General features: G+C 49.3%; 27 protein-coding genes. 19 read left to right on the top strand and 8 right to left on the bottom strand.

From position 1 onward, the window contains the following. Positions 1–112 precede the first annotated feature (112 nt). The 6 genes from dnaN (at position 113) to nadD (ending at position 4636) form a co-directional block, all read left to right on the top strand. Positions 113–1237 (top strand): DNA polymerase III subunit beta, encoded by a 1125-nt coding sequence (dnaN, locus tag ACFOET_RS06460; RefSeq protein WP_379020763.1) that lies wholly within the window; start codon positions 113–115, stop codon positions 1235–1237. Between the two features lie 4 nt (positions 1238–1241). After that, entirely contained in the window at positions 1242–1895 is a 654-nt protein-coding gene (locus ACFOET_RS06455; protein ID WP_379020761.1) for a DedA family protein, read from the top strand. Positions 1896–1923: 28 nt separating this feature from the next. Then, entirely contained in the window at positions 1924–2511 is a 588-nt protein-coding gene (locus tag ACFOET_RS06450) for a CAP domain-containing protein (protein WP_379020759.1), read from the top strand. 89 nt (positions 2512–2600) lie between these two features. Continuing rightward, positions 2601–3476 (top strand): YicC/YloC family endoribonuclease, encoded by an 876-nt coding sequence (locus ACFOET_RS06445; RefSeq protein ID WP_379020757.1) that lies wholly within the window; start codon positions 2601–2603, stop codon positions 3474–3476. Beyond that, positions 3476–4048: a guanylate kinase gene (gmk, locus tag ACFOET_RS06440; protein ID WP_379020755.1), complete on the top strand. Its 573-nt coding sequence runs from the start codon at positions 3476–3478 to the stop codon at positions 4046–4048. The genes ACFOET_RS06445 and gmk overlap by 1 nt, the downstream gene beginning before the upstream one ends. Positions 4049–4057: 9 nt before the next feature. After that, a complete protein-coding gene (nadD, locus tag ACFOET_RS06435; protein ID WP_379020753.1) occupies positions 4058–4636 on the top strand; it encodes a nicotinate (nicotinamide) nucleotide adenylyltransferase in 579 nt (192 codons plus the stop codon). Positions 4637–4659: 23 nt separating this feature from the next. Here nadD and ACFOET_RS06430 read toward each other — a convergent pair whose 3' ends face one another. From ACFOET_RS06430 to amaB, 3 genes are all read right to left on the bottom strand, one after another. Further along, the gene (locus tag ACFOET_RS06430) at positions 4660–5430 is read right to left on the bottom strand and encodes an SDR family oxidoreductase (protein WP_379020751.1); all 771 of its coding nucleotides are present in this window, start codon (positions 5428–5430) and stop codon (positions 4660–4662) included. A 21-nt stretch (positions 5431–5451) separates the two neighbouring features. After that, on the bottom strand, positions 5452–6294 hold the full coding sequence (kduI, locus tag ACFOET_RS06425) for a 5-dehydro-4-deoxy-D-glucuronate isomerase (protein WP_379020749.1): 843 nt from the start codon (positions 6292–6294) through the stop codon (positions 5452–5454). A 230-nt stretch (positions 6295–6524) separates the two neighbouring features. After that, the gene (gene amaB / locus ACFOET_RS06420) at positions 6525–8072 is read right to left on the bottom strand and encodes an L-piperidine-6-carboxylate dehydrogenase (protein WP_379020747.1); all 1548 of its coding nucleotides are present in this window, start codon (positions 8070–8072) and stop codon (positions 6525–6527) included. 374 nt (positions 8073–8446) lie between these two features. Between amaB and ACFOET_RS06415 the strand changes: the two genes are divergently transcribed. The 6 genes from ACFOET_RS06415 (at position 8447) to ACFOET_RS06390 (ending at position 14072) form a co-directional block, all read left to right on the top strand. Continuing rightward, positions 8447–9850, top strand: a complete 1404-nt coding sequence (locus ACFOET_RS06415) for a tetratricopeptide repeat protein (protein ID WP_379020745.1) — start codon at positions 8447–8449, stop codon at positions 9848–9850. Positions 9851–10056: 206 nt separating this feature from the next. After that, entirely contained in the window at positions 10057–10812 is a 756-nt protein-coding gene (locus ACFOET_RS06410) for a phosphosulfolactate synthase (RefSeq protein ID WP_379020743.1), read from the top strand. An 18-nt stretch (positions 10813–10830) separates the two neighbouring features. Next, entirely contained in the window at positions 10831–11580 is a 750-nt protein-coding gene (locus tag ACFOET_RS06405; protein ID WP_379020741.1) for a shikimate dehydrogenase family protein, read from the top strand. After that, complete coding sequence (gene gldD, locus ACFOET_RS06400; RefSeq protein WP_379020739.1) at positions 11580–12164, top strand: gliding motility lipoprotein GldD; 585 nt, start codon at positions 11580–11582, stop codon at positions 12162–12164. Before ACFOET_RS06405 ends, gldD begins: the two co-directional genes overlap by 1 nt. 42 nt (positions 12165–12206) lie before the next feature. Continuing rightward, positions 12207–12848 (top strand): MBL fold metallo-hydrolase, encoded by a 642-nt coding sequence (locus ACFOET_RS06395; RefSeq protein ID WP_379020737.1) that lies wholly within the window; start codon positions 12207–12209, stop codon positions 12846–12848. A 3-nt stretch (positions 12849–12851) separates the two neighbouring features. Beyond that, the gene (locus ACFOET_RS06390; RefSeq protein WP_379020735.1) at positions 12852–14072 is read left to right on the top strand and encodes an FtsX-like permease family protein; all 1221 of its coding nucleotides are present in this window, start codon (positions 12852–12854) and stop codon (positions 14070–14072) included. A 20-nt stretch (positions 14073–14092) separates the two neighbouring features. On the opposite strand, the gene ACFOET_RS06385 is transcribed toward ACFOET_RS06390, so the two are convergent. The 3 genes from ACFOET_RS06385 to ACFOET_RS06375 all read right to left on the bottom strand — a co-directional run bounded on the left by ACFOET_RS06385 (position 14093) and on the right by ACFOET_RS06375 (position 17667). Next, entirely contained in the window at positions 14093–14740 is a 648-nt protein-coding gene (locus ACFOET_RS06385; protein WP_379020733.1) for a peptidase associated/transthyretin-like domain-containing protein, read from the bottom strand. 67 nt (positions 14741–14807) lie between these two features. Next, on the bottom strand, positions 14808–15092 hold the full coding sequence (locus tag ACFOET_RS06380) for a NifU family protein (protein ID WP_379020731.1): 285 nt from the start codon (positions 15090–15092) through the stop codon (positions 14808–14810). 43 nt (positions 15093–15135) lie between these two features. Further along, a complete protein-coding gene (locus ACFOET_RS06375) occupies positions 15136–17667 on the bottom strand; it encodes a M14 family metallopeptidase (RefSeq protein WP_379020729.1) in 2532 nt (843 codons plus the stop codon). Between the two features lie 235 nt (positions 17668–17902). On the opposite strand from ACFOET_RS06375, the gene ACFOET_RS06370 reads away from it, so the two are divergent. Genes ACFOET_RS06370 through coaBC form a run of 3 tightly spaced genes read left to right on the top strand, consistent with a single transcriptional unit; the run spans position 17903 to position 20368 of the window. Next, entirely contained in the window at positions 17903–18808 is a 906-nt protein-coding gene (locus ACFOET_RS06370; protein WP_379020727.1) for an outer membrane protein assembly factor BamD, read from the top strand. A 15-nt stretch (positions 18809–18823) separates the two neighbouring features. After that, positions 18824–19159: a DNA-directed RNA polymerase subunit omega gene (locus ACFOET_RS06365; protein ID WP_379020725.1), complete on the top strand. Its 336-nt coding sequence runs from the start codon at positions 18824–18826 to the stop codon at positions 19157–19159. A gap of 3 nt (positions 19160–19162) precedes the next feature. Continuing rightward, complete coding sequence (gene coaBC / locus ACFOET_RS06360) at positions 19163–20368, top strand: bifunctional phosphopantothenoylcysteine decarboxylase/phosphopantothenate--cysteine ligase CoaBC (RefSeq protein ID WP_379020723.1); 1206 nt, start codon at positions 19163–19165, stop codon at positions 20366–20368. On the opposite strand, the gene ACFOET_RS06355 is transcribed toward coaBC, so the two are convergent. Next, on the bottom strand, positions 20346–21389 hold the full coding sequence (locus tag ACFOET_RS06355; protein WP_379020721.1) for a LacI family DNA-binding transcriptional regulator: 1044 nt from the start codon (positions 21387–21389) through the stop codon (positions 20346–20348). The two genes, coaBC and ACFOET_RS06355, sit on opposite strands and share 23 nt — an antisense overlap. Positions 21390–21488: 99 nt before the next feature. Between ACFOET_RS06355 and ACFOET_RS06350 the strand changes: the two genes are divergently transcribed. From ACFOET_RS06350 to ACFOET_RS06335, 4 genes are all read left to right on the top strand, one after another. After that, on the top strand, positions 21489–21719 hold the full coding sequence (locus ACFOET_RS06350; protein WP_379020719.1) for a signal peptidase: 231 nt from the start codon (positions 21489–21491) through the stop codon (positions 21717–21719). Then, positions 21712–22077, top strand: coding sequence for a diacylglycerol kinase family protein (locus tag ACFOET_RS06345; RefSeq protein WP_379020717.1), 366 nt, complete (start codon positions 21712–21714; stop codon positions 22075–22077). The genes ACFOET_RS06350 and ACFOET_RS06345 overlap by 8 nt, the downstream gene beginning before the upstream one ends. A 1-nt stretch (position 22078) precedes the next feature. Then, positions 22079–22801: a DNA repair protein RecO gene (recO, locus tag ACFOET_RS06340; RefSeq protein ID WP_379020715.1), complete on the top strand. Its 723-nt coding sequence runs from the start codon at positions 22079–22081 to the stop codon at positions 22799–22801. A gap of 76 nt (positions 22802–22877) precedes the next feature. Next, entirely contained in the window at positions 22878–23129 is a 252-nt protein-coding gene (locus ACFOET_RS06335) for a 4a-hydroxytetrahydrobiopterin dehydratase (protein WP_379020713.1), read from the top strand. A gap of 100 nt (positions 23130–23229) precedes the next feature. Here ACFOET_RS06335 and ACFOET_RS06330 read toward each other — a convergent pair whose 3' ends face one another. Beyond that, positions 23230–23421, bottom strand: a complete 192-nt coding sequence (locus ACFOET_RS06330) for a cold-shock protein (protein WP_090626780.1) — start codon at positions 23419–23421, stop codon at positions 23230–23232. Positions 23422–23709: the final 288 nt, after the last annotated feature.

Genomic DNA, 23709 nt, shown 5'->3' with positions numbered 1-23709 from the left:
CTTGTAATAAACCAACAACAACACTCCTGTTTTGTTTAGTTATGCGTAAATCACAATCTCATTTTCCGAATACAAATCTTTTCCTTATCATTGCACGGAAGATTATTCAGCCATGAGGTTCATTGTTTCTACGTCGATATTATTAAAGCAGTTACAGGCCGTCAGCGGTGCGTCGAGCAGCAGCACCGTGCTTCCGATACTGGAAAATTTCCTGTTTGAAATCAAAAACAATATTCTCACCATTTCAGCCACGGATTTACAAACCAGCATGGTCACCTCGTTGCCCATAGAGGCCAAAGAGGAAGGCCGTGTAGCTATGCCGTCGAAGATATTGATCGAAACGTTAAAAACGCTTCCTGACCAACCGGTAGCTTTTTCCGTTGACATCCAAACGATGGCGATTGAAATAAGCGCCGGAGACGGCAAGTACAAACTCAGCGGGGAAAATGCAGACGACTTTCCGAAAATCCCGGTGGTCGACAACGCGTCCTCGGTAACCGTCCCCGCGTCTGTGCTGGCAGAGGCAATCAACAAAACGATATTTGCGGTGAGCAATGACGAGCTACGCCCCGCAATGTCTGGTGTATTGGTACAGCTGGCCGAACAGTCTGTGACATTTGTCGCCACTGATGCGCACAAGTTGGTTCGCTACCGGCGCAATGACATCGGAAGCCCCAAACCAGCGTCGCTCATCCTACCGAAGAAGGCACTGTCGCTGCTGAAATCATCTTTGCCCGCAGAAGACGCCAGCGTCTCCATGGAATACAATAGCACCAACGCATTTTTTAAATTTGCCAGTATACACCTCATCTGCCGGTTGATTGATGAACGCTATCCTGACTACGAAGCTGTTATCCCAAAAGTAAATCCGAACAAGCTGACTCTTGATCGGCAGACATTCCTGAATTCACTGCGCCGAGTGGTTATTTTCGCCAATAAGACTACCCACCAAGTGCGGCTAAAGATTTCGGGAAGCGAGCTGAACATTTCCGCTGAAGACCTCGATTTCTCCAATGAGGCGCACGAACGGCTCAGCTGCCAGTTCGAGGGAGACGACATGGAAATCGGGTTCAATGCAAAATTTCTGGTAGAAATGCTAACTAACCTGGATAGTGAAGAAGTGGTCATCGAGATGAGCACGCCAAATCGTGCAGGCCTACTGCTTCCGGCTACCCCGGAGAAAAGCGAGGACATCCTGATGTTGGTGATGCCCGTTATGTTGAACAATTTGGGTTAAGGCTTTGGAGCTAATCTCGTCGCTTATCGATTTTATTCTCCACATCGACCAACACCTGGTCGAAATCGTCAACGATTACAAAACGTGGACATACCTCATCCTATTCCTAATTATTTTTATTGAAACGGGTGTGGTGGTCATGCCCTTTCTTCCAGGCGATTCCCTGCTTTTCGCAGCCGGAATGCTTGCGGCGCAACCAAATGATCTGAATGTCTGGGTGATGATCCTTCTCTTATTGATCGCAGCAATCGCAGGAGATTCCCTGAACTACTCCATTGGAAAACACTTCGGGATGCGGGTCACCCGTCTCAAACTTTTCGGTAAACAAATCGTGAAGAACGAGCAAATTGAAAAAACACAATCGTTTTATGCAAAATACGGCAGTAAGACCATTGTAATTGCCCGCTTCGTGCCGATCGTCCGGACGCTTGCGCCCTTTGTTGGCGGGATTGGGCGGATGCACTACGGAACTTTTTTAACCTACAACGTTGTAGGGGCTGTCCTGTGGGTCGTGGGCATTACCCTGGCCGGCTACTTTCTTGGGAACATTCCCATCGTAAGGGATAATTTTTCCAAAGTGATATTGTTAATTATCTTTCTCTCTATCGTGCCGATTATCGTCGAAGTGGCGAGAGAGAAATTTAAGAAAGCGGCATAATCCTTGCACTGCCTTGGCAAACGCGTCCATGAAACTGCTCCTATTTTTTACCGCATGTGCCCTGCTCTCTTGTTTTTCGGTCCGCAATGATTCAACTGGACGCCCCCACATAGACCGCGGTGAAGCCAAGGCGGCTTTTGCGTTGCTCAATGACATCCGCCAACGCCCGGATGCGTTCCAGCGAGAACTTGGCATAAGCAGCCTCAAAGGCATCACCAGAACGCCTCTACACTGGAACAGTACATTGGCTAAGGTGGCAGAGGCAAGAGCCATGGACATGGCGCGACGTGATTACTTCGACCACACTGACCCCGACGGGTTCGGTCCCAATTACCACATCAACCGCGCGGGATATACACTTAACCCCGATTGGCTGAAGCAAAAAGCCGCGAACAATTTCGAATCTATCGGAGCCAACCATCCGTCGGCAGTCGACGGGATCAAATCCATGATTATAGGGAAAAATTCGCCGGGATTTGGACATCGCAAGCACCTGCTCGGCCTTGACGAATGGAACGCTTCACTCAACGACGTTGGTATCGGCTTTGTACGGGTGCCGTCCGGTAGCCGCTACCAGTCATACATCTGTGTCATTATTGCCAAACACGATTGGTAATTTCTCGGCATTCCCTTCTCAATCGTCAATTGTCCCCCTTTCCTACCCCGATTGTCCGCAAACCTAAAACCTATTTATTACCTTTGCACATGATCAAATCCATGACCGGCTACGGCCTGGGCACCAAAGGTAACCAGAAAGTAAAGTATACCGTTGAAATCAAGTCATTGAACTCAAAATTTCTGGAGCTCAACCTGCGTTTGCCCAAGGCTTTTTCCGACAAGGAGCTTACGCTCCGTAGTGAATGCTCGCGGCTTATCGAGCGCGGAAAAGTAAACATTACGGTCAATGTCGAATATGTCGATCAATCGGCAGCCGCAGCCACAATCAATGCTGAATTGCTGAAAAACTACTACCGGCAGCTCGAGGCCATAGCTGTCGAATTGGGCACCGCTAAGGGAAACCTTTTCGAGCTCGCGCTGAATATGCCGGAGGTCGTCAGCCATTACGAGGAGGAGGCCGACGAAGAAGAAGCCGCCCTGTTGATGGGCGCTTTTCAGGAAGCCGTTGGCCAGCTCGATCTGTTCCGCAAAGACGAGGGCGAAGTGCTCCGGCAGGATCTATCGTCGCGGTCCGCAGAAATCCTGCGCCTGCTCGGCGAAGTGGAAACAGTCGAAACCGATCGCATACCGCTTATCCGCGAACGAATACGCCAATATATGGACGAAACTGTCGGCAAGGAAAACGTCGATATGAACCGCTTCGAACAAGAGCTCGTCTTCTATATTGATAAGCTGGATATCACCGAAGAAAAGGTGCGCCTGCGCAGCCACTGCAACTATTTCCTCCAAGCGCTTGAGGCGGCCGATGCCAACGGGAAAAAGCTCGGCTTCATCTCGCAGGAAATGGGGCGTGAAATCAACACGTTGGGCTCGAAAGCCAACCACGCTGGCATCCAGCAAGTGGTGGTGCGGATGAAAGAAGAATTGGAAAAGGTAAAAGAACAGCTATTAAATGTGCTGTAATGGAAGGAAAACTCATCATATTCTCGGCGCCCTCTGGTGCCGGCAAAACGACCATCGTCAAACACCTGCTGGCAAAGCATCCCGATAAAATTAGCTTCTCCATTTCAGCCAGCACGCGGGCGCCCCGCCAGGGCGAGGTGGACGGCCGGGATTATTATTTCATCTCTAAAGAGGAATTTCTTCACCGTATCGCCAAGAAAGAGTTTATCGAATTCGAAGAAGTCTATTCCGGCACGTTCTATGGGACTCTCCGGGCCGAGGTGGAGCGCATATGGTCGTTGGGAAGGCATGTCATCTTTGATATTGACGTGGAGGGTGGTCTTCACCTCAAACGCAAGTTTGCCGACCGAGCATTGGCCATTTTTGTACAGCCCCCATCGATAGAAACACTGATCCAACGGTTGCGTGGCCGTGGAACAGACAGCGAGGATAAACTGGCCGAACGGATTGTCAAAGCGGAGAAGGAACTAGCATATGCTGACCGCTTCGATGTGGTTCTCCAGAACGACGATCTGTATAAGGCTTGCACCGACGCAGAAAAACTGATGTTGGATTTTCTGTCAACCACATAAATTATTTCCATGAAGCGCATCGGATTGTTTTTCGGTTCGTTCAATCCCATCCACACGGGCCATCTCATCATTGCCAACTACATGGCTAATTACACCGATTTAACCGAAGTTTGGCTAGTCATCACCCCGCACAACCCCTTAAAAAAGAAAGACAGCCTGATCAGCCAGTATGACCGGCTGGAGATGGTCAATCTTGCAATCGAACAAGCTGAGAACATCCGAAGCAGCACCATCGAGTTTTCCCTGCCCCAACCGTCGTATACCATTGACACACTCGCCCATCTCCGTGAAAAACATCCCGATAAATCTTTCGTACTCATCATGGGGTCAGATAATCTCGCCTCGCTTCACAAGTGGAAGAATTATGAAATCATCTTGCGCGACTACCACATCCATGTTTATCCCCGTCCGGCTTACCACGTCCCGCAAGATCTGGCCGCACATCCGTCGGTCACAATCACGGATACGCCGCTCATGGAGTTCTCTTCCACCTTTATCCGCAACGCGGTGAAACAAGGGAAAAACATCCGGTACTTCGTCCCCGACAATGTATTCGAGTTTATAGATAGCAAAGGCCTGTATCAGTAAGCCGCCGATCACTCGCGACCCAGTTACCGTCCCATCCATCCACCGTCGACGGTAAGGATGGTCCCATGCACGTATTTAGACGCATCAGATGCCAAAAACACCGCAGGCCCCTTGAAATCTTCCGGCTCGCCCCAGCGGCCCGCCGGGATACGCTCCAGAATCGAATGGCTTCGGTCCGGATCGCTTCGTAGTGCCTCAGTGTTATCCGTTGAAATATAGCCCGGCGCAATGGCGTTAACGTTTACCCCCTTAGACGCCCATTCATTAGCAAAGGCCTTGGTGAGCTGGCCTACAGCTCCTTTGGATGCTGCGTAACCCGGCACATTGATACCCCCCTGAAACGTTAGCAGCGACGCGGTGAAGATGATTTTCCCATAGCTCCGGGCCACCATGTCTTTACCGATTTCGCGCGTCAGCACGAACTGGGCGTTTTGGTTGATTTCAATCACCTTGTCCCAGTATTCGTCCGGATGCTCCGTAGCTGGTTTGCGCAAAATTGTTCCCGCATTGTTAAACAGGATATCTATCCGCGGATGGTCCGCCTTGACTTGTTCAATAAACGCATATACCGCCGCCCGATTGCCAAAATCAGCTTGATAGGCATAAAATCTGCGCCCGGTTGCCACCACAGCCTTCGCCACCTCACTATTCTGCAGTTCCAAGGAAGCCGACACCCCAATGATATCCGCGCCCGCTTCGGCCAGCGCTTCGGCAATGGCTTTGCCGATGCCCCGTTTGCAGCCGGTAACCAAGGCGGTCCTTCCTGTCAGATCAAATAGATGCTTTTTTGTCATTTCCGGTTCCCGTTTAGCTGGTCATCTTAGTTCAGTAATTGTACGTTTATCCATGTCATCGTAATCCAGGTTTTCGCCAGCCATACCCCATATAAACGTATAGTTGCTTGTTCCGGCGCCCGCATGGATAGACCATGGCGGGGAAATTACGGCCTGTTCGTTGTGCATCCAAATATGGCGGGTTTCATCCGGCTGTCCCAAAAAATGGCACGCCGCCTGCCCCTCCGGCACTTCAAAGTAGAAGTAAACTTCCATACGCCTGTCGTGCGTGTGGGCGGGCATGGTGTTCCACACGCTGCCCTTCTTAAGTTCGGTCATGCCCATCTGCAATTGGCACGTTTCGACGACGCTATTCACCAGCAGCTTGTTGATTACTCGGTGGTTTGCCGTTTCCGGGCTACCCAGTTCTACGATTTCGGCCTCGGCCTTAGTCACCTTTTTCGTTGGATAAGCATGGTGTGCAGGAGCGGAATTAAAGTAAAACTTGGCCGGAACGGCGGGGTCATCACTCGAAAAGGAAACCTCTTTATTGCCCTTACCTACATACAGCGCCTCTTTAAAACCCAGCTCATACACCTGGCCGTCCACAGTCACCTTTCCTGCGCCGCCCACATTGATGATGCCCAGTTCTCGCCGTTCAAGGAAATAATCCGCTTTCAGCGGATCGATGGTTTCCAATGTCAACGCTTTAGATACGGGCTTGGACCCACCAGCAATATAGCGGTCATAATGCGTATAGACAACCCGGATCTCGTCGTTCGTAAAAATAGCTGCTATTAAAAACTGTTCGCGCAGTGCCCCAGTATCTAGCGCTTTGGCTTCCCGCGGCCCGATGGCATAACGGGATTCGTAATGTACACTCATTGTTCGCTCTATTTGATTGCCAATAATTGCTTTTTCGGTTTCATCATCCAACACAATTGGAAAAGCCCTAAAGTTAGAAACATTTTCTCAGCAATGCAAACGTTTACGCGTCGCCATTCTTCACATTCTGGCTATACGTGTAAGCGTTATGGGAATTATGAGTCAAACTGGGTATTCCGATCGTAGCCGGACACAATACACGTAGCCACTATATGCCGGGGAACCCGGTGCTACAAATCAAACTTGATCCCCTGCGCCAACGGTAGTTTATCCGAGTAATTAATGGTATTGGTTTGCCTCCTCATATATGCTTTCCATGCATCCGAACCGGATTCACGGCCTCCTCCTGTTTCCTTTTCACCGCCGAAAGCCCCACCGATTTCAGCGCCTGAGGTCCCAATGTTTACATTGGCTATGCCGCAGTCGGAGCCAGCAGCAGACAGAAACTGCTCAGCCTCGCGAATGTTTAACGTCATGATTGCCGAAGAAAGCCCCTGAGGTACACTGTTCTGAATATGAATAGCTTCATCCATTGTGCGGTATTTCATCACGTATAAAATCGGTGCGAAGGTTTCCGTTTTCACAATGGCATAGTCTGCCGATACCTCGGCAATACAGGGCCGCACATAGCATCCCGATCCGTACGCCTGCCCGCTCAGCACCTCTCCCTCGATGATAAAGCGCCCCCCCTCAGCCTTACAGCGCGCTATGGCCCCCATATAGTTAGCTACGGCGTCTTTATCAATCAACGGTCCCACATGGTTGCTTTCATCCAACGGGTTGCCGATACGCAATTGCCTATAGGCTTTGACCAGCCGTTCTTTGAAGGCCTCATAGATATCTTCGTGGATAATCAGCCGCCTCGTAGAAGTACAGCGCTGGCCAGCAGTTCCGACGGCACCGAACACCGCTGCCGGCAAAGCAACATCCAGGTCAGCGTACTTCGTGATAATGATGGCATTATTGCCACCCAGCTCCAAAATGCTCTTACCCAGTCGGGCGGCTACGGTAGCTGCGACTGATTTGCCCATGCGCGTCGATCCGGTGGCGGATATCAGCGCAACCCGGTGGTCACCCGCTAACCGCTCGCCAAGTGGCTGCCCGCCCTGCACCAAACAGGATATCCCTTCGGGAAGACCGTTTCTGGCAAGCACGCGGGCGAGGATGCGTTGGCAGGCCACAGCGACAAGCGGCGTTTTCTCCGACGGTTTCCAAACACACACGTTGCCGCAGACCCATGCGATTGCCGCATTCCAGCTCCACACCGCTACCGGGAAATTAAACGCGGAGATGATTCCTACGACACCCAGCGGATGCCACTGTTCGTACATACGATGGCCAGGTCGCTCGGATTGCATAGTGAATCCGTAGAGCTGACGGCTTAAACCCGTGGCAAAATCACAGATGTCAATCATCTCTTGTACCTCGCCAAACCCTTCTTGCAGGCTTTTCCCCATTTCATAGGACACCAACGCACCCAAATCCTGTTTGTGCCTGCGCAGTTCTTCACCAAACTGCCTTACCATTTCGCCTCGTTCGGGCGCCGGAACATTTCGCCACTGCAGAAAGGCTGCTTGCGCCTGGGTAATCACCTCATCATATGCTCCTTCATCCAACGCAGCAACGGCCGCGATCTCTTGCCCATCAACAGGAGAAAAGCTTGTTATTGCTACCTCTCCTGCCGCATCCCCTTCAATGCGGCCCGTGCTCCATGCTGGATTAATTGGTTTGATTGCCATCCGCTCGAAAACAGCAGAAATATCGATTGCACTCGTCATTTTTTCCATTTTTACAGGTCTTGAGATGCTATGGCTTTCCGACTCCGGTCTCCCGTGCCTGTGCCCCACGCAACAACCATGTCTTCAAAGGTACATTTTTCGATTAGGATTGCGTATCTTTGTAGCACTATTTAACACAGGCATAGTGGGAAATGAGCAAAAGAAGAGATTGAAGGTGCTTAAACTCGACCGTATTATCTACAAGCTTCGGAATATTAACTGGTTGAGTTTCTATGCTTTTCGGGCATAACTGTCAAATTGTTGAAAACTTGTGTTAACAATATCGCTCAACAAACCCTATTTTGTTATCATCAAACGGTAGCTGGACGTGATGAGGGAAGCCTAAGTGTTAGTTCTTAAAATTAGGAGTATAGATGGAAGACGATTTCGAATATGGGCCTGCCGAAGATCCTAAGTTTTCGGTAGCACGTTACGAGGAAATGATTCGCAATAAGGATCAATATTTTTTTGATACACAGGCATTTGAAGGGATTATTGACTACTATATGGACAAAAATGATCCCATTAAGGCTTTGCAAGTAGTCGAATACGCGGTGAGCCAACATCCATTTGCCGCCGTTTTTTTCCTTAAGCAGGCCCAGTTGTTTGCTGTGACCAACCAATTTTCTCGGGCTCTCGACTCCCTGAACAGGGCAGAAACCCTAGAGCCGTCAGACGGTGATATTTATCTCATAAAAGGCGGTATCCTCGGCAATTTGGAACGCTATGATGAGGCGTTCAGTAGCTTAAACAAGGCATTGGAACTCGCCGAAAATCCCGACGACATTTATTTACAAATCGCTCTTTTGCATCAAAACAAAGGCGATTACGAAAAAGCTATTCAGCATTTCAAGCGGAGCTTGGAACTGAATATGGAAAACCAGGATGCGCTGTATGAGTTGGCGTTCTGTTACGATGTGCTGGAAAAGCAGGAAGAAAGCATTACGTTTTATAAGCAGTATATCGATAACGATCCGTACTCCTACGCTGGGTGGTACAACCTGGGAAACGCCTATCATAAATTAAGCCGGTATGAAGAAGCGATTGATGCATACGACTACGCGATCCTTATCAAGGAGAATTTTGCCTCGGCATATTTCAACAAAGGAAATGCATTGGTAAATCTGGATAAATACAGTGAAGCCATCGCCGTCTATAAACAAACCTTCGAATACGAGCCGCCGGGAGCGGAAACTTATTGTGCCATCGGTGAGTGCTATGAAAAGCTGGAGCAGATGGATGAAGCAAGATCCTATTATAAAAAGGCCGTAAAGATCGATACTAACCTGGCCGATGCTTGGTTCGGAATCGGGGTAACGCTAGACTACGAGGACCGGTACTTCGAGTCGTTGCACTTTTATAAAAAAGCACTTGATATCGAGCCGGAAAATCCTGACTATTGGTTTGCGATCGCGGACGCGAGGTACAAGTTGAAACAGTTGGACGAAGCCGAGCAGGCCTATGAAAAAGTCGTAGAGCTCAACCCGATAGATCTTGAGGCGTGGCTGGACTACTCCTCCATCCTTTACGAACGCAATAAGTTAGACAGGGCCGTCGAAACTATTGCCGAAGCGATCAAGAACAACCCCGACGGAGCAGAGCTGTATTATCGCATGGTCGCTTACCTCATCGCCTCCGGCAGATATAATGAGGCACTGAATTACTTAGAGCTGGGCCTGGCTGCTGATCCACGGAAACATACGGTGTTGTTTGAATACCTCCCGCAGTTAAGAGACAATAAAGCCATTGCCGAAGTAATCAGGAAGTATATGCCTTAGCTTTGAAGGTTTGATATACTGCCTATGTTGCCCCGTTATTGCACCAGCGATTCCAGGAATTTTTCAGATTTTGTTCACTATTTGCCCCTATTATTCCATCTTAGCCGTAAACAATTTTACATACATGAAACCTGCCTTGCGGCGCCTGGCACAAAAGGCGATGAAAATGCAGGTTCCATAGACCCTTAAGAACAAATTAACTTCTAATGAACTTTCAACTGAATAATATTCCCGAGAGAACGCAAAAACCAAGGATTAGCGGAATGACCATGGTTATGGATAAAGGACTGAGCGTACGCCAGGCTGAAGATTTCATGGCAGTAGGTGCACCATATACTGACTTTGTGAAATTGGGCTGGACTACCGCTTATATTACCCCGCGGTTAGACGAAAAGCTCGCCGTGTACCGCGATGCCGGTATACATCCCTATTTCGGCGGCACCCTGTTCGAAGCTTTTGTCGTCCGCAATCAATTCGACGACTTCCTTCGATTACTTGAACGCTACCGTTTGGAATATGCGGAGGTATCCGATGGGTCTATTGCACTTCCTCACGAAGAAAAATGCAAGTACATCGCCAAGGTGGCGCAGTATGCTACGGTCATTTCTGAAGTCGGTTCTAAGGACAATACCAAAATCATGGCCCCGTATAAGTGGATCTCGCTGATGAAAGCAGAACTCGAATCTGGCACTTGGCGGCTGATCGCCGAATCAAGAGAGAGCGGCAATGTAGGGCTGTACCGCGAATCTGGTGAGGTAAGACAGGGACTAGTCGATGAAATCCTCAACGAGATTCCAAGCGAGAAAATCATCTGGGAAGCTCCGCTCAAATCGCAGCAAGTGTATTTCATCCATCTCATCGGCACCAATGTCAACCTAGGTAACATCAATCCGAATGAAATTATGGCCCTTGAAACCACACGGTTGGGATTGCGGGGCGACACATTCCATAGCTTTATCTGACACTGATATATATTGGACATGATGAAATTTGGGCTGATCGGGTTTCCGCTTACGCATTCCTTTTCGAAGCGCTATTATGATACCAAAATTGCGCAGCAGCAGATTACTGATGTCCAGTACGAGCTCTACCCTATTTCTACGATTAGGGAGTTTCCGCGACTGGTGGAAAGAGATCCACTGCTTATGGGGGTTAATGTGACCATCCCGTATAAGATCGCCGTAATGGATTATTTAAATCACCTTTCGCCTGAAGCCAAGGCTATCGCTGCTGTAAACTGCATCCGGATTGAGCGGCCGCGTCAGGGAAATCCGATGCTTACTGGCTACAATACAGACGTGTATGGCTTTACTGAGTCACTCAAACCCTTGCTCCGGCCATACCATCGTAAGGCGCTGGTGCTGGGTAATGGCGGCGCAGCCAAAGCTGTCACGTTCGCGCTTGCCGAGCTGGACATTTCCTACACCACCGTTTCACGAACGCCAACGGATGGGCAGTACGGCTATGACCAGCTGGACGATACCATTATGGCCAGCCATACGCTCATTGTCAATACAACACCTTTGGGTACTTACCCCGCCGTAGAAGGCTGTCCCGATATCCCGTACCAGCATATTGGCAGCGAGCACCTGCTTTATGACCTGGTATATAACCCCGCCGAAACAGCTTTCCTTAGGCAGGGCCTGGCGCGCAGTGCCACGGTGAAAAACGGTTTGGAAATGCTGGAGCTGCAAGCTGAGCGGAATTGGGAAATCTGGAACGGAAACTGATGCCAAGATTGCTCAACCTGGGTTCCTTCGTTGGTCTGGCCGCAATTATCGCATGTGCCTGCACACCGCATTACTCACCAAAGCCCCGGGGCTACCACCGCATCGCTTTCCCTGAAAAGGCTTACTACGCCTATTCTTCGGAATGCCCATTTACGTTCGCAATCCCGGTTTACGCCGAGATGCGTCCCGACCGCACAGCAGATTCCCAACCGTGTTGGGTCGATGTGGTATTTCCCGAGTTCAATGCCCGTATCCACCTGAGTTATATGCAAGTTCAGGGCGAGGACAACTTCAACCGTTTGGTGGAAGACGCACGGACCTTTGCCTTCAACCATACGATCCGAGCCACAGCCATCGACCAAACGCGCATTCACCATCCAGATCAGCACGTGTACGGATTGAAATATGAAATCAAAGGAAATGCTGCATCTGGTATTCAGTTTTTTGTAACCGACAGCACTAAGCATTACCTACGCGGAGCCCTGTACTTCCATGAAAAACCGCGGCTTGATTCAATCCAACCTGTATTGGATTTCCTAAAAGCGGATATCGATACACTTATCCACACCCTGCGTTGGAAGTGACAGCTTCCATAAAAGGTCTGAAAAAACACTACCTTTGTAGTTATGATCCACGTCAAATCGTTTGTCTGCAACCCGTATCAGGAAAACACTTATGTATTGTATGATGATACAGGCAGCGCCGCCATTATTGATCCTGGGATGTACGGCCCGCATGAAGAAGCGCAGGTAAAAGGGTTCATTGACGCAGAAGGCCTTAAGCCCGAGTTGCTGCTCAATACACACTGCCATGTCGACCATGTGCTGGGCAACCGATATAGCTACGAAACGTTCGGGTTGCTCCCGCAGTTCCATGAGGGCGAGCTTACCTTGCTCGTAGAGGTGCAAAATTACGCCCCCCAGATGGGCATTCGCTACGAGGTGTCGCCGATTGCCGAGCACTTCCTCCCTGAACAGGGTACCGTCTCTTTCGGGGAAAGCAAACTGACACTTATTTTTGCCCCTGGACATTCTCCCGCCCATCTCTGCTTTTATAGTCCAACGGATAGTTTTCTGATCGGAGGCGACGTGCTGTTCAGAAACAGCATCGGCCGCACGGACCTGCCCGGAGGAAATCATCAGCAATTGCTGGATAGTATTACCAGCCAGCTCTATACTCTTCCGGACAACACTGTGGTTTATCCGGGGCACGGCCCGGAAACCACTATCGGTTACGAAAAAAAGACAAACCCATTTGTGAAGGGATAATACATGAACACCGCGCTGTATTTCGCCAAACGCTACCTGTTTTCAAAGAAAACGGTCAATGCCATCAACATCATCTCTGGTATCAGTGTGCTTGGGGTATTGGTAAGCAGCGCATCGCTCATCGTGATACTGTCTTTCTATAACGGGCTGGAGAAGCTGATCTTCTCCATGTATAGCGCATTCACCCCGGAGCTCCGCATAGAATCCGCAAAAGGCAAAAGTTTTGTCCTGAACGCTGAAACCTCCGATATCCTTCAACAGCACCCCGCCATCGCGGAGTACCAAGAGGTGTTGCAGGAGCGGGTATTACTCCGGTACGGCGAAGCGCAGTACATTGCGTCCATAAAGGGAATAACCACCGGCAAATCATCACAACAATCGATGGATACGCTATTGCAGGACGGCCGATTCATGCTGACTCGGGGTGATGAGCATTTTGCGATCATGGGTGCCCGGGTGCAGGGCACGTTAGGCGTATCTATGCACGACGAGTCCCGTTCAATCGAGGTTTTCTCACCTCGAAAAGGCGTAAAGCGCAGTATAAATCCGGCAGCGGAATTTACGATGCGCACCATCAGACCCGCCGGAATCCTTGAATACCAGCCAGAATTTGATGATCTGCTCATCGTACCGATGGAGTTCGCGCGGGATGTGCTTGGCGAATTCGAACAGGTGTCCGCCATTGAGCTTAACCTGATGCGCCACCGGGATGTTGACGCTGTGCAACAGGAGCTAACCTCGCTTCTGGGCGCATCCTATGTCGTCAAAAACCGGGAACAGCAAAACCCGACGTTGTATAAAATTGTGCGCACGGAAAAATGGGCTGTATTCCTTATCATTGCTTTAATGGGCTTCATTGCCATTTTCAATATCGTAGGGTCATTGACCATGCTGGTCATCGATAAAAAGAAAGATATATCCGTGCTTATGGGGTTAGGTGCAGATAATCGGCTTATACGCCGCATTTTCTTTTATGAGGGGTTATTGATTTCACTTATCGGGTGCCTTGCTGGATTGGTTTTGGGCCTGTTGTTCTGCCTATCCCAGCAGGTCTTCGGCTGGATTCGCTTTGCCGAGGGAGAGAATTTTGTTACCGATGTGTACCCGGTGGATATTCGGTACAGCGACTTCCTGCTGGTCTTCTTTACTGTTTTCCTCGTTTCCGCACTGATCTCATCGGTGTCGTCGCGTCTTAGCGTAAAGCAAACGGTGAGGCTATCATGATCGGTTGTCGTTTAAAGCCACTATTGGCCGCTCCGCTGCCGGCTTTTGTTTCCTTCCGTGATCTGCCGGATTAGGTTACCCCAAGCAAACGGGCTCAATAACGGATTGGCCATCCGCTGGTTCACGGCTTTGTTGGTGAGACCGATATGGTTCTGCATCGCGCTGAAATTCTGGATCTCCTCAGCACTACGCGGCGTCACCGCAGCCATTGCAGCTAATGACTCAGGCGAAAGGTTCCGTTTGGCAACAATGATATCATCATCGGCGATTTCCAGCGACATAAACGCCATATTGAATTCGTCAATACTCGCCCAAGGATATGGCGTTACCATGGGCAGCTCCTTGATTTCAGCGGTCATGTTTACCATAGCGGTATATTTATCCGCTGGCACCTCCGGGATAACAATACTGGTCGCACGGTAACCAACAGAACTGAACAGGATTGTGTCGCCCTCATGGGCCACAAATGAAAAGTATCCCTGATGGTTCGCGGTAAATGTCTGGTTGTTGAACGACAGATTTGTCACTGTGACATAGGGAACGATCACATTGGTATCGGCATTATGGATGACACCGCTGAACTGCACAAGCTTCCGTTGCTGGGCAACGGAAGAGATCGTCACCCCGACGGTTAACAACAATACCAAAATATTTCGGATTGACCTCATACCCATGCAACAAAACTACACATTCGTAGGTTTTTCCTTCCGTTAAATAATGTTAAATCCCCCAAGCCTATCCGTTCACTTTCGGAACGGGCATCGTAGCATTGGGGTCATCCATGTCTGTGATATTGATGGCCTCAACAGCGGTTATTTCAGGAACGGCCTTTTTAATGGCTTGCTCCAGACCTGCCTTGAATGTCATGATGCTCATCGCACATGAAGCACAAGATCCCAAAAGCTTCAGTCTCACCACATTCTCCGGCGTAATCTCGTCTATCCGCACATTCCCCCCATCCGTCTCAAGGTACGGCCGAATGGAGTCCAAAGCCTGTTCTACTCTTTCCCGTATTTCCATAATCCGTTGTGATTATTCAAAGTCGTAAAGATACGGAAATTTTTTAATACCCTACCATGAACAGCGCATTGCTCATGATCAGCTTTCCATATTCCCAAAACCCACGGAACAGCGGATTGTCCGCCATATAGATTATCTGTCCTCTTCCTTTATGTTCTACCCCGAATACCAGTGATTCCCGAAGTCCCATTTTGGCTTTCGCCCCCACGAAACCGGCTCGGTGGTACGTTGGATCAGGGATAATGCCGGCATTTATGCCATTCTTCAGATACGCATAGCGTCGTCCACCGTTCCTAAGGGTATAATAGGCACCGCCGGTACCGAACCCCAGCGCATATGAATGGTCCATTTTTACTTCTACAATCGCACCTGAGACCGTATGGGATATACGTTCTCGTTCCCTATGTTGAAAGTCCATGACGCGCGCTGCTTTGGCATCGCGCTCATGCCGTTCTTCTGCTTCTTTCCGTTCCGCGTCGTTCAAGTAAGTCGTTATGCCAAAGCCCTCCCTGCCAGCGAGAAAGCCTACCGCGGCCTCGATAACAATCAATTTACCGCCGGCAGTTACCCAAGCATGGAGTTTGCGTACTTCGTCATCACCCCAAACATCATAGTTGCCCGAAGGCAAGATGATGGTGTTATATTGACTAAGATCAGCCGATGCAAGCTGCTCCGGTACCAATATGGAAAGGGGGTAGTCAAGCTCCTGTTCGAAAAAATGCCACACTTCACCGACACTAAGCGAAGAGACTCCGTTTCCCCCGATCAGCGCCACCTTCGGCGCCTGTATCGCCTTCACTGCTCCTGATCCGAAGTCTTTTCCCGCCTCTACGTAACCTGTCATGACCGCGTCGAGTCGAATTTGATAAGTATCGGCTAACTGAACCACCCGTTTAGCAAAATTGGGGATGCTTTCATTGCCCGCGCGCCCAATGACCAACGAACCGGAGGGATAGGCTTTCCCGTTAAGTTTAAACGGTCTTTCGGCATAGCGCACCCGTACCCCTTCGTTAAGCAATCCCGCGGCAAAACGGGCATGTGCCACCGATGACCATGGGCAAATATAGGCCAACGGATTGCCTTCGAAGTGGTTTGCTTCAAACAGTGTGCCCTGGCGTGGGCCAGCGACCTCCAATCGGCTTTCCAACGCGTACGCGTGAAGCCCGTATGCATACGGAAGTGCCCAACTCGTAATGTCGTACGTCAGGCTGTCCGATAGCGAGGGGTTCGGCTCGAAAAGTGTCTGCACGAGGATGGATTTGGGCTGATGCGCGCTGATAACAAGATCGCCGGCATCAAGGGTAAAGGATACCGTTTTACCGCTGAAATAATCTAATCCCTCCAGCCGGGCCCCGCGTTCGGCGTGCCCATAGCGAATGCCGTTGCGGTCAAGTAGTGTTTTCAACGTTTCCAACCGCTCTGGGGTTCCTCCGGGTTTGACGACATAGGCTTTATATTGTCCTTGGGGGTTCGACTGGCTTTCCTCGAAATAGGCCGCATATTCGTCCAGCAGCCGCCCGGAATGGGTAGACACGGTCTCGATCGTGGCCATGCCGGAAGTATAATGGTGGGCGATACGCTCTCTGAGGCTGAGGGTGTCGCCAAGGGCTGTCAGTACACCGAGCCCCGCACGGCCGGACCCACCCTGCTCGTAAGTCATGCCGATTGCACCATTGAACATCGGCCAGCTGTCGCCATAGCTGGGATAAAACAGGTCAAATATTTCCCGGGTGAAGTATAACCACGCATGTTTATCAAAATAACGGGCGTTGTTGCGGCCCACGGTCTCCTGAAATTCACGCTGGAAATTGGAAACAAGGGCATGCACGGGTTCCGCAGCGGGGGCAAAGTAATATGGAGCATTAATCCCCTGCTCATGGAAATCTACATGCACCTGTGGCATCCATCGGTTGTACAGCCGAACGCGCGCCTGAGACTCACGCTGCACCTGCCACGCCCAGTCCCGGTTGAGATCGAAGAGGTAGTGATTTGGTCTCCCACCGGGCCACGGCTCATGATGTTCCACCGACTGGGGGTCCGGTTGCAACCTTCGATTTACCTTCTGGTTGTACCAATTGACATACCGCTCCTGTCCGTCGGGATTTAGGCAAGGGTCTATCGCCACCACCGTGTTTTCCAGCCATCCCTTGTTTTCCGCATTGGCTGGGTTTACCAGCTCCCATAACGTTTTCATGGCTGTTTCGCATGAAACGGCTTCATTGCCATGCACGTTATAGCTGAACCAGACAACCGGGATCCGGGTCGTGACCTCACCGGGTTCAATTCCGGCCCGCCGAAGATTATCCTGCCGGATGGTTTCCAGCCGTGCCATATTAGCAGTCGACGACACAAACGCGACGACAAGCGGACGCCACTCGTAGCTTGTCCCATAATGCAAAAGGTGTACGTTGTCATTTGTCGCTGCTACATGCTCGAAATAGGCGACTACCCGGTGATGTGGCGTAAACCGCTCACCAAGTTCGTAACCTAGAAATTCCTTAGGCGACTTTGGCTGTGCACCGGCACAAACCAAAACATAGCATAACAAAATAAATGCGATTAAGAAACCCCTCATGTTTGTGACTTTGTTGTTAAATGGCTGACGCAAACCCTTTTCATTTGTGTGGAATGACCGATGACAAAGTAACTAAAATAACCGAAGATGTAATTCGTGTAACCGAAAAATCAGCAGCCATGCATGCCGCCATCTGTTAAACTCTGTTAAACCGCTTGACGGTACTGCTTTTTCACCCTATCTTGCCCCTAAAAATTTAATTGACAGCTATTTTAATTTCACTTATCTTTGCAGAATGTTTATAAATAGGCGAATAGTGGCGTGGGCTGCCCTCGTGTTTTTGGTAGTGACGGTTGCTGGGTGCAAGAGCAAATTCGAGAAATTGCGGGCCAGTAACAATATCGCACAGAAATACCAAGAAGCCATTAAATATTACAACAACAAAAAGTATGAAAAGGCCCGCATCCTGTTTGATGATTTGGTGACGAAGTACCGCGGTCAGGCAGAAGCCGAAGACCTGTATTACTACACGGCTTATACTAACTATCACTTGCGGGATTATCCTACCGCAAGATTTCACTTCAAGCAATTTACAGATACATATCCGAATAGCCCACGGGCAGAAGAATGCCGTTATATGGGCGCCTATTGCTATTTTCTTGAATCCCCGAAAGTGGGACTCGACCAAGAATATACCTACCGCGCGATCGAAGCCCTCCAGCTGTTCATCAATCTGTATCCCACAAGTGAGCGCGCCGAAGAGGCTTCCGGCCTGATCCAGCAGTTGCGGGATAAATTGGAAACCAAGGCGTTTAACAACGCCAAGCTGTACCTTGATATGGGCTTGGACGGAGATTATAGAGCTGCTGTAATTGCTTTCGACAACATGCTCCGGGAATTTCCCGACACAAAATATGCAGAAGAGATGGAGTTTCTAAGTATCAAGGCACAATGCCTTTACGCCAACCAAAGCCATCCAAGAAGGCAGGAAGAGCGTTTCGGGGAGGCCATTGATTTGTATAACAATTTCATATCCGCTTATCCTGACAGCAAATTCCGCAAGGAAGCGGATCAGCTTAAACAGGATGCTGAAAAGGGGGCTGAAACCGCTAAGCGATATAGTGCCCAACTCGCAGCTGCCTCTTCAGCGGAGGGCGAATCGGCAGAAAGGGAAACAGCCTCGTTACCAGAAAATAAATAAGATAAGGAACAAAATATGAGTATTCAAATAAGCAAAACCGTTCCCAACACCACCGTGACCCGTGATTTAAGGGAGTTGGACAAGAAGACGGACAACATCTACGAATCGATCGTCATCGTCAGCAAGCGAGCCAACCAGATCGCGGTGGATATGAAGGAAGAGCTGAACAGTAAGCTGGCCGAATTCGCAACCACTAACGATAATCTGGAAGAGGTTTTCGAGAATCGTGAGCAGATCGAGATCTCCAAGCACTACGAACGCCTACCTAAACCCACGTTGATAGCTGTCGACGAGTTCCTGAATGGCAAGGTCTATTTCCGGAATCCCGTTGCGGAAAAAGAAGAAGAGTAGTGAATGAGTATTCGGGGAAAGCACGTTCTCCTGGGTATCTGTGGCAGCATAGCTGCCTACAAGTCGGCCCTTCTGACCCGCCTGTTGGTCAAGGCCGGCGCACAGGTACAGGTAGTGATGACTCCCGAAGCTACGCATTTCATTACTCCGCTAACGCTTGCTACGCTTTCAGGTAAGCCAGTACTGGTAGATTATTTTGATCCCTCCACTGGGGTGTGGAACAACCACGTGCATCTCGCATTGGCTACAGACGCCATCGTGATTGCTCCTGCGAGTGCGAACACACTTGGGAAATTTGCACAAGGTCTTTGCGACAACTTGCTTTGCGCTGTTTATCTTTCGGCCAAATGTCCCGTCTTCCTTGCACCGGCCATGGATTTGGACATGTGGAATCATGGCAGTACCCAAGCCAACATCGCCCGGCTCCAGACGTTTGGCAACCGCATTATTCCACCCGGAACAGGGGAACTAGCCAGCGGCCTCAACGGCGAGGGACGGCTCGCCGAACCTGAAGCCATCCTGACCGCCCTCGACACTTACTTTACGGAAGGCTTGCCCCTGGCGAACAAAAAGGCGTTGGTGACGGCCGGTCCTACCCACGAGGCTATTGATCCGGTCCGCTATATCAGCAACCACTCCAGCGGCAAGATGGGATATGCAATAGCTGCTGAATTGCGGCGACTTGGTGCAGATGTTACCTTGGTGAGTGGGCCTACAGACTTGGCGCCGCCCGAAGCCGTCCGGCATGTAGCCGTTACTTCAGCCGCCGATATGCTCGAAGCATGTTTGACACATTTCACCGAAGCGGACATTACGGTCATGGGCGCGGCCGTAGCTGACTACACTCCTAAGTCGGTGGCCGACCTTAAAATCAAGAAAAACGAGGGCAAAAACCTCGGGATAGAATTGGTAAAAACGACAGATATACTCGCCACATTGGGTAAACGTAAGCAAAAAGGTCAGGTGCTCATAGGCTTCGCGTTAGAAACCCACGACGAGCACGCCAATGCCATTGATAAACTGCGTAGGAAAAACCTTGATTTTATCGTATTGAACTCAATGCGCGACGAAGGCGCCGGATTTGCGGGAGACCACAACAAGATCACCATCATCGATAAGCACGCATCCATGGAAGTTTTTGAACTCAAACCGAAAACGGCGGTTGCACAAGACATCTGTACCCGTATTATACAACTGCTTGATTCTTAGTGCGACTTGATGAGTTCCGGATGTCCAACCGAATAGGAAGCCGGACCGTTTCATAAAAATTGTCCTGCAGGTTTTTTCCCCTAATCAGCTTGATAAGTTTTTCCGCGGCACGTTGTCCGATCTCAAAAGCCGGCTGGTATACCGTAGATAGCGGAGGGGTGAGCATCCCGGCCAATTCAGTATTGCTGAAACCAATAAGTGCAATGTCCTGCGGAATGCGACAGCCCAGCTGATGCATGACGCTGAGACTATGCGTTGACAGCTGGTCAGTAGCCGTGAAAAGCGCGTCGGGAGGTTCCGCCAATTCGAGAAGTGACCGGATGCTTTCATCCACACAATCTTTCAATCCCTCGTTGTCAGAACACCTGCAAAAACGTACATACTCCTTTCGGTACGCGATGCGATTGGCCTTCAATGCATCAGCATACCCGTTGCTGCGCTGTGACGCAAAATGGACACCCGGGTCTATATTTAGCATCGCGATACGCCTGTAGCCATTAGCGATCAGGTGTTGCGTGGCTTGGAAAGCACCCTTATGGTTGTCAATACCGACTTGATCCGAAGGGAAGTCATCGCAGATTCGGTCAAACAAAACCAGGGGTATGCCTTGGTCCCTGAGCGCGGAAAGGTGTTCAAAATTCATTGTTTCGGCAGATGGCGATATCAACACGCCTTCCACCCCGCGGGCTTCAAGCTGTTTCAGGCATGATTTCTCCTGAAATAACGATTCTTTACTTTGCATGATAATCATATCATACCCCGCTGCTGAACATGCCCCATCAATACCGTCAAGCATGCGAGAGACAAAGCTGTTATCGATCGAACAGATGACAACGCCGATGGATCCGCTTTTTCCCTCCTTTAGACTTTTTGCCATCCGATTTGGCTGGTAATGATTCGCCCGCGCATAATCCACAACCCGTTTTTTAGTCTCCCCGCCTATTTCATAGCTATCACGCAACGCCTTGGATACCGTCGAAACAGACAGATCCAGCGCTTTCGCGATATCACGTAAAGTCATATTGGCCATGACATAAAATAAAGCCTAAATATAGTAATAAATGCATCAGTTGATAAACCTTATCTTTGTGCAGTTGTCATTGTTTAATAAATGATGATTATGAACAAATACTTACGTAGAGGCTTAATTTTCACTACCTGTGGGGCTGCATGCTGTATATTGGGATATTACCTGATGGATAAGGAGATCGATCTGTATAAATGGGTGATGGCAATCGGTGTCGTCATTTTCGGCATCGGCTTCTTGACGGTCTTTTATAGTTTTATCCGAAAAATCGAGCGCCAAAGTATCTTGGAAGAACGCAAAGAGCGACAGCACGAAAATGAATAAAGGCCATTCAAACCCGTTCTCTAACGCTTTCAGGGGTATAGTAGCAAGTTACCACACGGAGCGTAACATGAAAGTTCATCTCGTGCTGGGCTTGTTGGCGGTGACCCTCGGCGTATGGATGGATCTGCGGGCCTCCGAATGGCGGTGGATTGGGCTGTGTATTGCGTTGGTATTCATTGCTGAGCTGGCAAACACCGCGATCGAAACCCTCGTTGACCTGGTATCCCCTAACGATCACCCGTTGGCTAAAAAAGCCAAGGATGCCGCGGCGGGCGCGGTACTGGTGGCTTCCGGCCTCGCAGCTGTAATAGGAGTTTCGATTTTTTTTCCTAAAGTCTGGACGTATTTTTTTGGATAACATGCTGCACAAGACGCGGGGCATCGTATTGAAGTCGACGAACTATTCTGAGAGTAGTCTCATCGCACAGGTTTTTACAGAAAAGCTTGGTCTCCAGTCTTACCTTGTCAAGGGCGCCCGGAGACCAAAAGCGAAAATCGGTATGATGCTCTTCCAGCCATTATCCCTGCTCGATATGGTGGTGCACTTTCGTGAGCAATCTACATTGCAACGCATTGCCGAAGCCCGACAGCAGCCTTCTTTTCAATCCATCCCATATGACATCATGAAAAGTACTGTTGTCTTATTCCTTAATGAAATATTACATAAGAGCCTCCGCCAACAAGCTGCTGACGAACCGTTGTTCAATTTTGTATTCAACGCCATTTCTTGGCTGGACTCCGCCGAAAAGATGCCACCGGATTTCCACCTGTTCTTTCTGCTCAGACTTTCGCGCTTTCTTGGTTTCGGCGCTGCAGCACCCAAGCACGGGCAAGGTTTTTTCGATCTGAAAGACGGTGTTTTTTGCGACAGATTACCTACGCACGCCCTCATATTACAACAACCCCACGTTTCGCAAATGGCCGGTCTGATGGCATGTGCTGTCGAAAATCTGGGAAACTTGCAGCTACCTGTGGCCGACCGACGTTTCCTGCTCGCTAAAATTATCGATTTCTACCAGCTCCACATCGACAATTTAGGCGAAATAAAATCACACACCGTTCTCGAGGAAGTGCTCAGCTAACGCACCGTTCACAAAACAATATCTGCTGCTCTTTGTTTTATGTACTGATTTACTGTGCCAGCTAACTCATTTTATAATGTGGAAAGAAGAAAATAACACGCTTTACCGATCGTTCACGTTTGTTGATTTCTCCGAGGCATTTGCATTTATGGTTCGGGTAGCTTTGCTCGCCGAGCAACATAACCATCATCCTACATGGAACAATACATGGAATAAGGTGGGAATTTGGTTGTCCACACATGATGCAGGTAACACCATTACGGAAAAAGACCGGAAACTCGCCCGCGACATCGATAACTTGCTGCCCCCTTCCTCATCAGCGCAATAACCGATTGGAGGCATTACATCTGGGCAGCACAAAAAAAAGCCGGCCGTCAACGGATGAGGGCCGGCTTGGCAATACAATAAATATAGTTGAAAGGCTATCCTTAGATTACCTTAACATTTACCGCATTTAAACCTTTTCTGCCTTGTTCGACATCGTAAGAAACATTGTCGTTCTCCCGAATTTTGTCAATAAGGCCTGATGAATGCACGAAAATTTCGCTTTCACCAGAATTGGGAACGATGAAACCAAAACCTTTGGTTTCATTGAAGAATTTAACTACTCCTTCTGCCATTGTAATAAAAATTATAAAATAATAAAAACCAAAGGTATGTATATTTATTTTGTAAACAAATCAAAAAAACGCAGACTAGTTATTAATCTATGCCAAGGCGTAAACACCATATCGTTTTCTCTCGGTTTTTTTATACCTTAGCAAGTGGCTAATACCCTGTGCTGTATACACTGCAGCCGTTTTGCTTTTTGTTTCAAGCAGATTCGTATGTATATGACAAACTATTTTGAAATTATTAGCAACTACGTAAACAATCAGTAGGGAAAAAGTATTAATATGATAATAGGT

The sequence above is a fragment of the Parapedobacter deserti genome, from assembly GCF_042646065.1.
In the GTDB taxonomy this organism is placed as follows: Bacteria; Bacteroidota; Bacteroidia; order Sphingobacteriales; family Sphingobacteriaceae; genus Parapedobacter; species Parapedobacter deserti.
The sequence above is the reverse complement of the archived record's forward strand: the minus strand, read 5'-3'. Positions and strand labels throughout refer to the sequence as shown.

Coding starts and splice junctions, on each gene's coding strand:
- dnaN (WP_379020763.1), top strand. CDS start 113: ATGAGGTTCATTGTTTCTACGTCGATATTATTAAAGCAGTTACAGGCC.
- ACFOET_RS06450 (WP_379020759.1), top strand. CDS start 1,924: ATGAAACTGCTCCTATTTTTTACCGCATGTGCCCTGCTCTCTTGTTTT.
- ACFOET_RS06445 (WP_379020757.1), top strand. CDS start 2,601: ATGATCAAATCCATGACCGGCTACGGCCTGGGCACCAAAGGTAACCAG.
- gmk (WP_379020755.1), top strand. CDS start 3,476: ATGGAAGGAAAACTCATCATATTCTCGGCGCCCTCTGGTGCCGGCAAA.
- nadD (WP_379020753.1), top strand. CDS start 4,058: ATGAAGCGCATCGGATTGTTTTTCGGTTCGTTCAATCCCATCCACACG.
- ACFOET_RS06430 (WP_379020751.1), bottom strand. CDS start 5,430: ATGACAAAAAAGCATCTATTTGATCTGACAGGAAGGACCGCCTTGGTT.
- kduI (WP_379020749.1), bottom strand. CDS start 6,294: ATGAGTGTACATTACGAATCCCGTTATGCCATCGGGCCGCGGGAAGCC.
- amaB (WP_379020747.1), bottom strand. CDS start 8,072: ATGACGAGTGCAATCGATATTTCTGCTGTTTTCGAGCGGATGGCAATC.
- ACFOET_RS06415 (WP_379020745.1), top strand. CDS start 8,447: ATGGAAGACGATTTCGAATATGGGCCTGCCGAAGATCCTAAGTTTTCG.
- ACFOET_RS06410 (WP_379020743.1), top strand. CDS start 10,057: ATGAACTTTCAACTGAATAATATTCCCGAGAGAACGCAAAAACCAAGG.
- ACFOET_RS06405 (WP_379020741.1), top strand. CDS start 10,831: ATGATGAAATTTGGGCTGATCGGGTTTCCGCTTACGCATTCCTTTTCG.
- gldD (WP_379020739.1), top strand. CDS start 11,580: ATGCCAAGATTGCTCAACCTGGGTTCCTTCGTTGGTCTGGCCGCAATT.
- ACFOET_RS06395 (WP_379020737.1), top strand. CDS start 12,207: ATGATCCACGTCAAATCGTTTGTCTGCAACCCGTATCAGGAAAACACT.
- ACFOET_RS06390 (WP_379020735.1), top strand. CDS start 12,852: ATGAACACCGCGCTGTATTTCGCCAAACGCTACCTGTTTTCAAAGAAA.
- ACFOET_RS06385 (WP_379020733.1), bottom strand. CDS start 14,740: ATGAGGTCAATCCGAAATATTTTGGTATTGTTGTTAACCGTCGGGGTG.
- ACFOET_RS06380 (WP_379020731.1), bottom strand. CDS start 15,092: ATGGAAATACGGGAAAGAGTAGAACAGGCTTTGGACTCCATTCGGCCG.
- ACFOET_RS06375 (WP_379020729.1), bottom strand. CDS start 17,667: ATGAGGGGTTTCTTAATCGCATTTATTTTGTTATGCTATGTTTTGGTT.
- ACFOET_RS06370 (WP_379020727.1), top strand. CDS start 17,903: ATGTTTATAAATAGGCGAATAGTGGCGTGGGCTGCCCTCGTGTTTTTG.
- ACFOET_RS06365 (WP_379020725.1), top strand. CDS start 18,824: ATGAGTATTCAAATAAGCAAAACCGTTCCCAACACCACCGTGACCCGT.
- coaBC (WP_379020723.1), top strand. CDS start 19,163: ATGAGTATTCGGGGAAAGCACGTTCTCCTGGGTATCTGTGGCAGCATA.
- ACFOET_RS06355 (WP_379020721.1), bottom strand. CDS start 21,389: ATGACTTTACGTGATATCGCGAAAGCGCTGGATCTGTCTGTTTCGACG.
- ACFOET_RS06350 (WP_379020719.1), top strand. CDS start 21,489: ATGAACAAATACTTACGTAGAGGCTTAATTTTCACTACCTGTGGGGCT.
- ACFOET_RS06345 (WP_379020717.1), top strand. CDS start 21,712: ATGAATAAAGGCCATTCAAACCCGTTCTCTAACGCTTTCAGGGGTATA.
- recO (WP_379020715.1), top strand. CDS start 22,079: ATGCTGCACAAGACGCGGGGCATCGTATTGAAGTCGACGAACTATTCT.
- ACFOET_RS06335 (WP_379020713.1), top strand. CDS start 22,878: ATGTGGAAAGAAGAAAATAACACGCTTTACCGATCGTTCACGTTTGTT.
- ACFOET_RS06330 (WP_090626780.1), bottom strand. CDS start 23,421: ATGGCAGAAGGAGTAGTTAAATTCTTCAATGAAACCAAAGGTTTTGGT.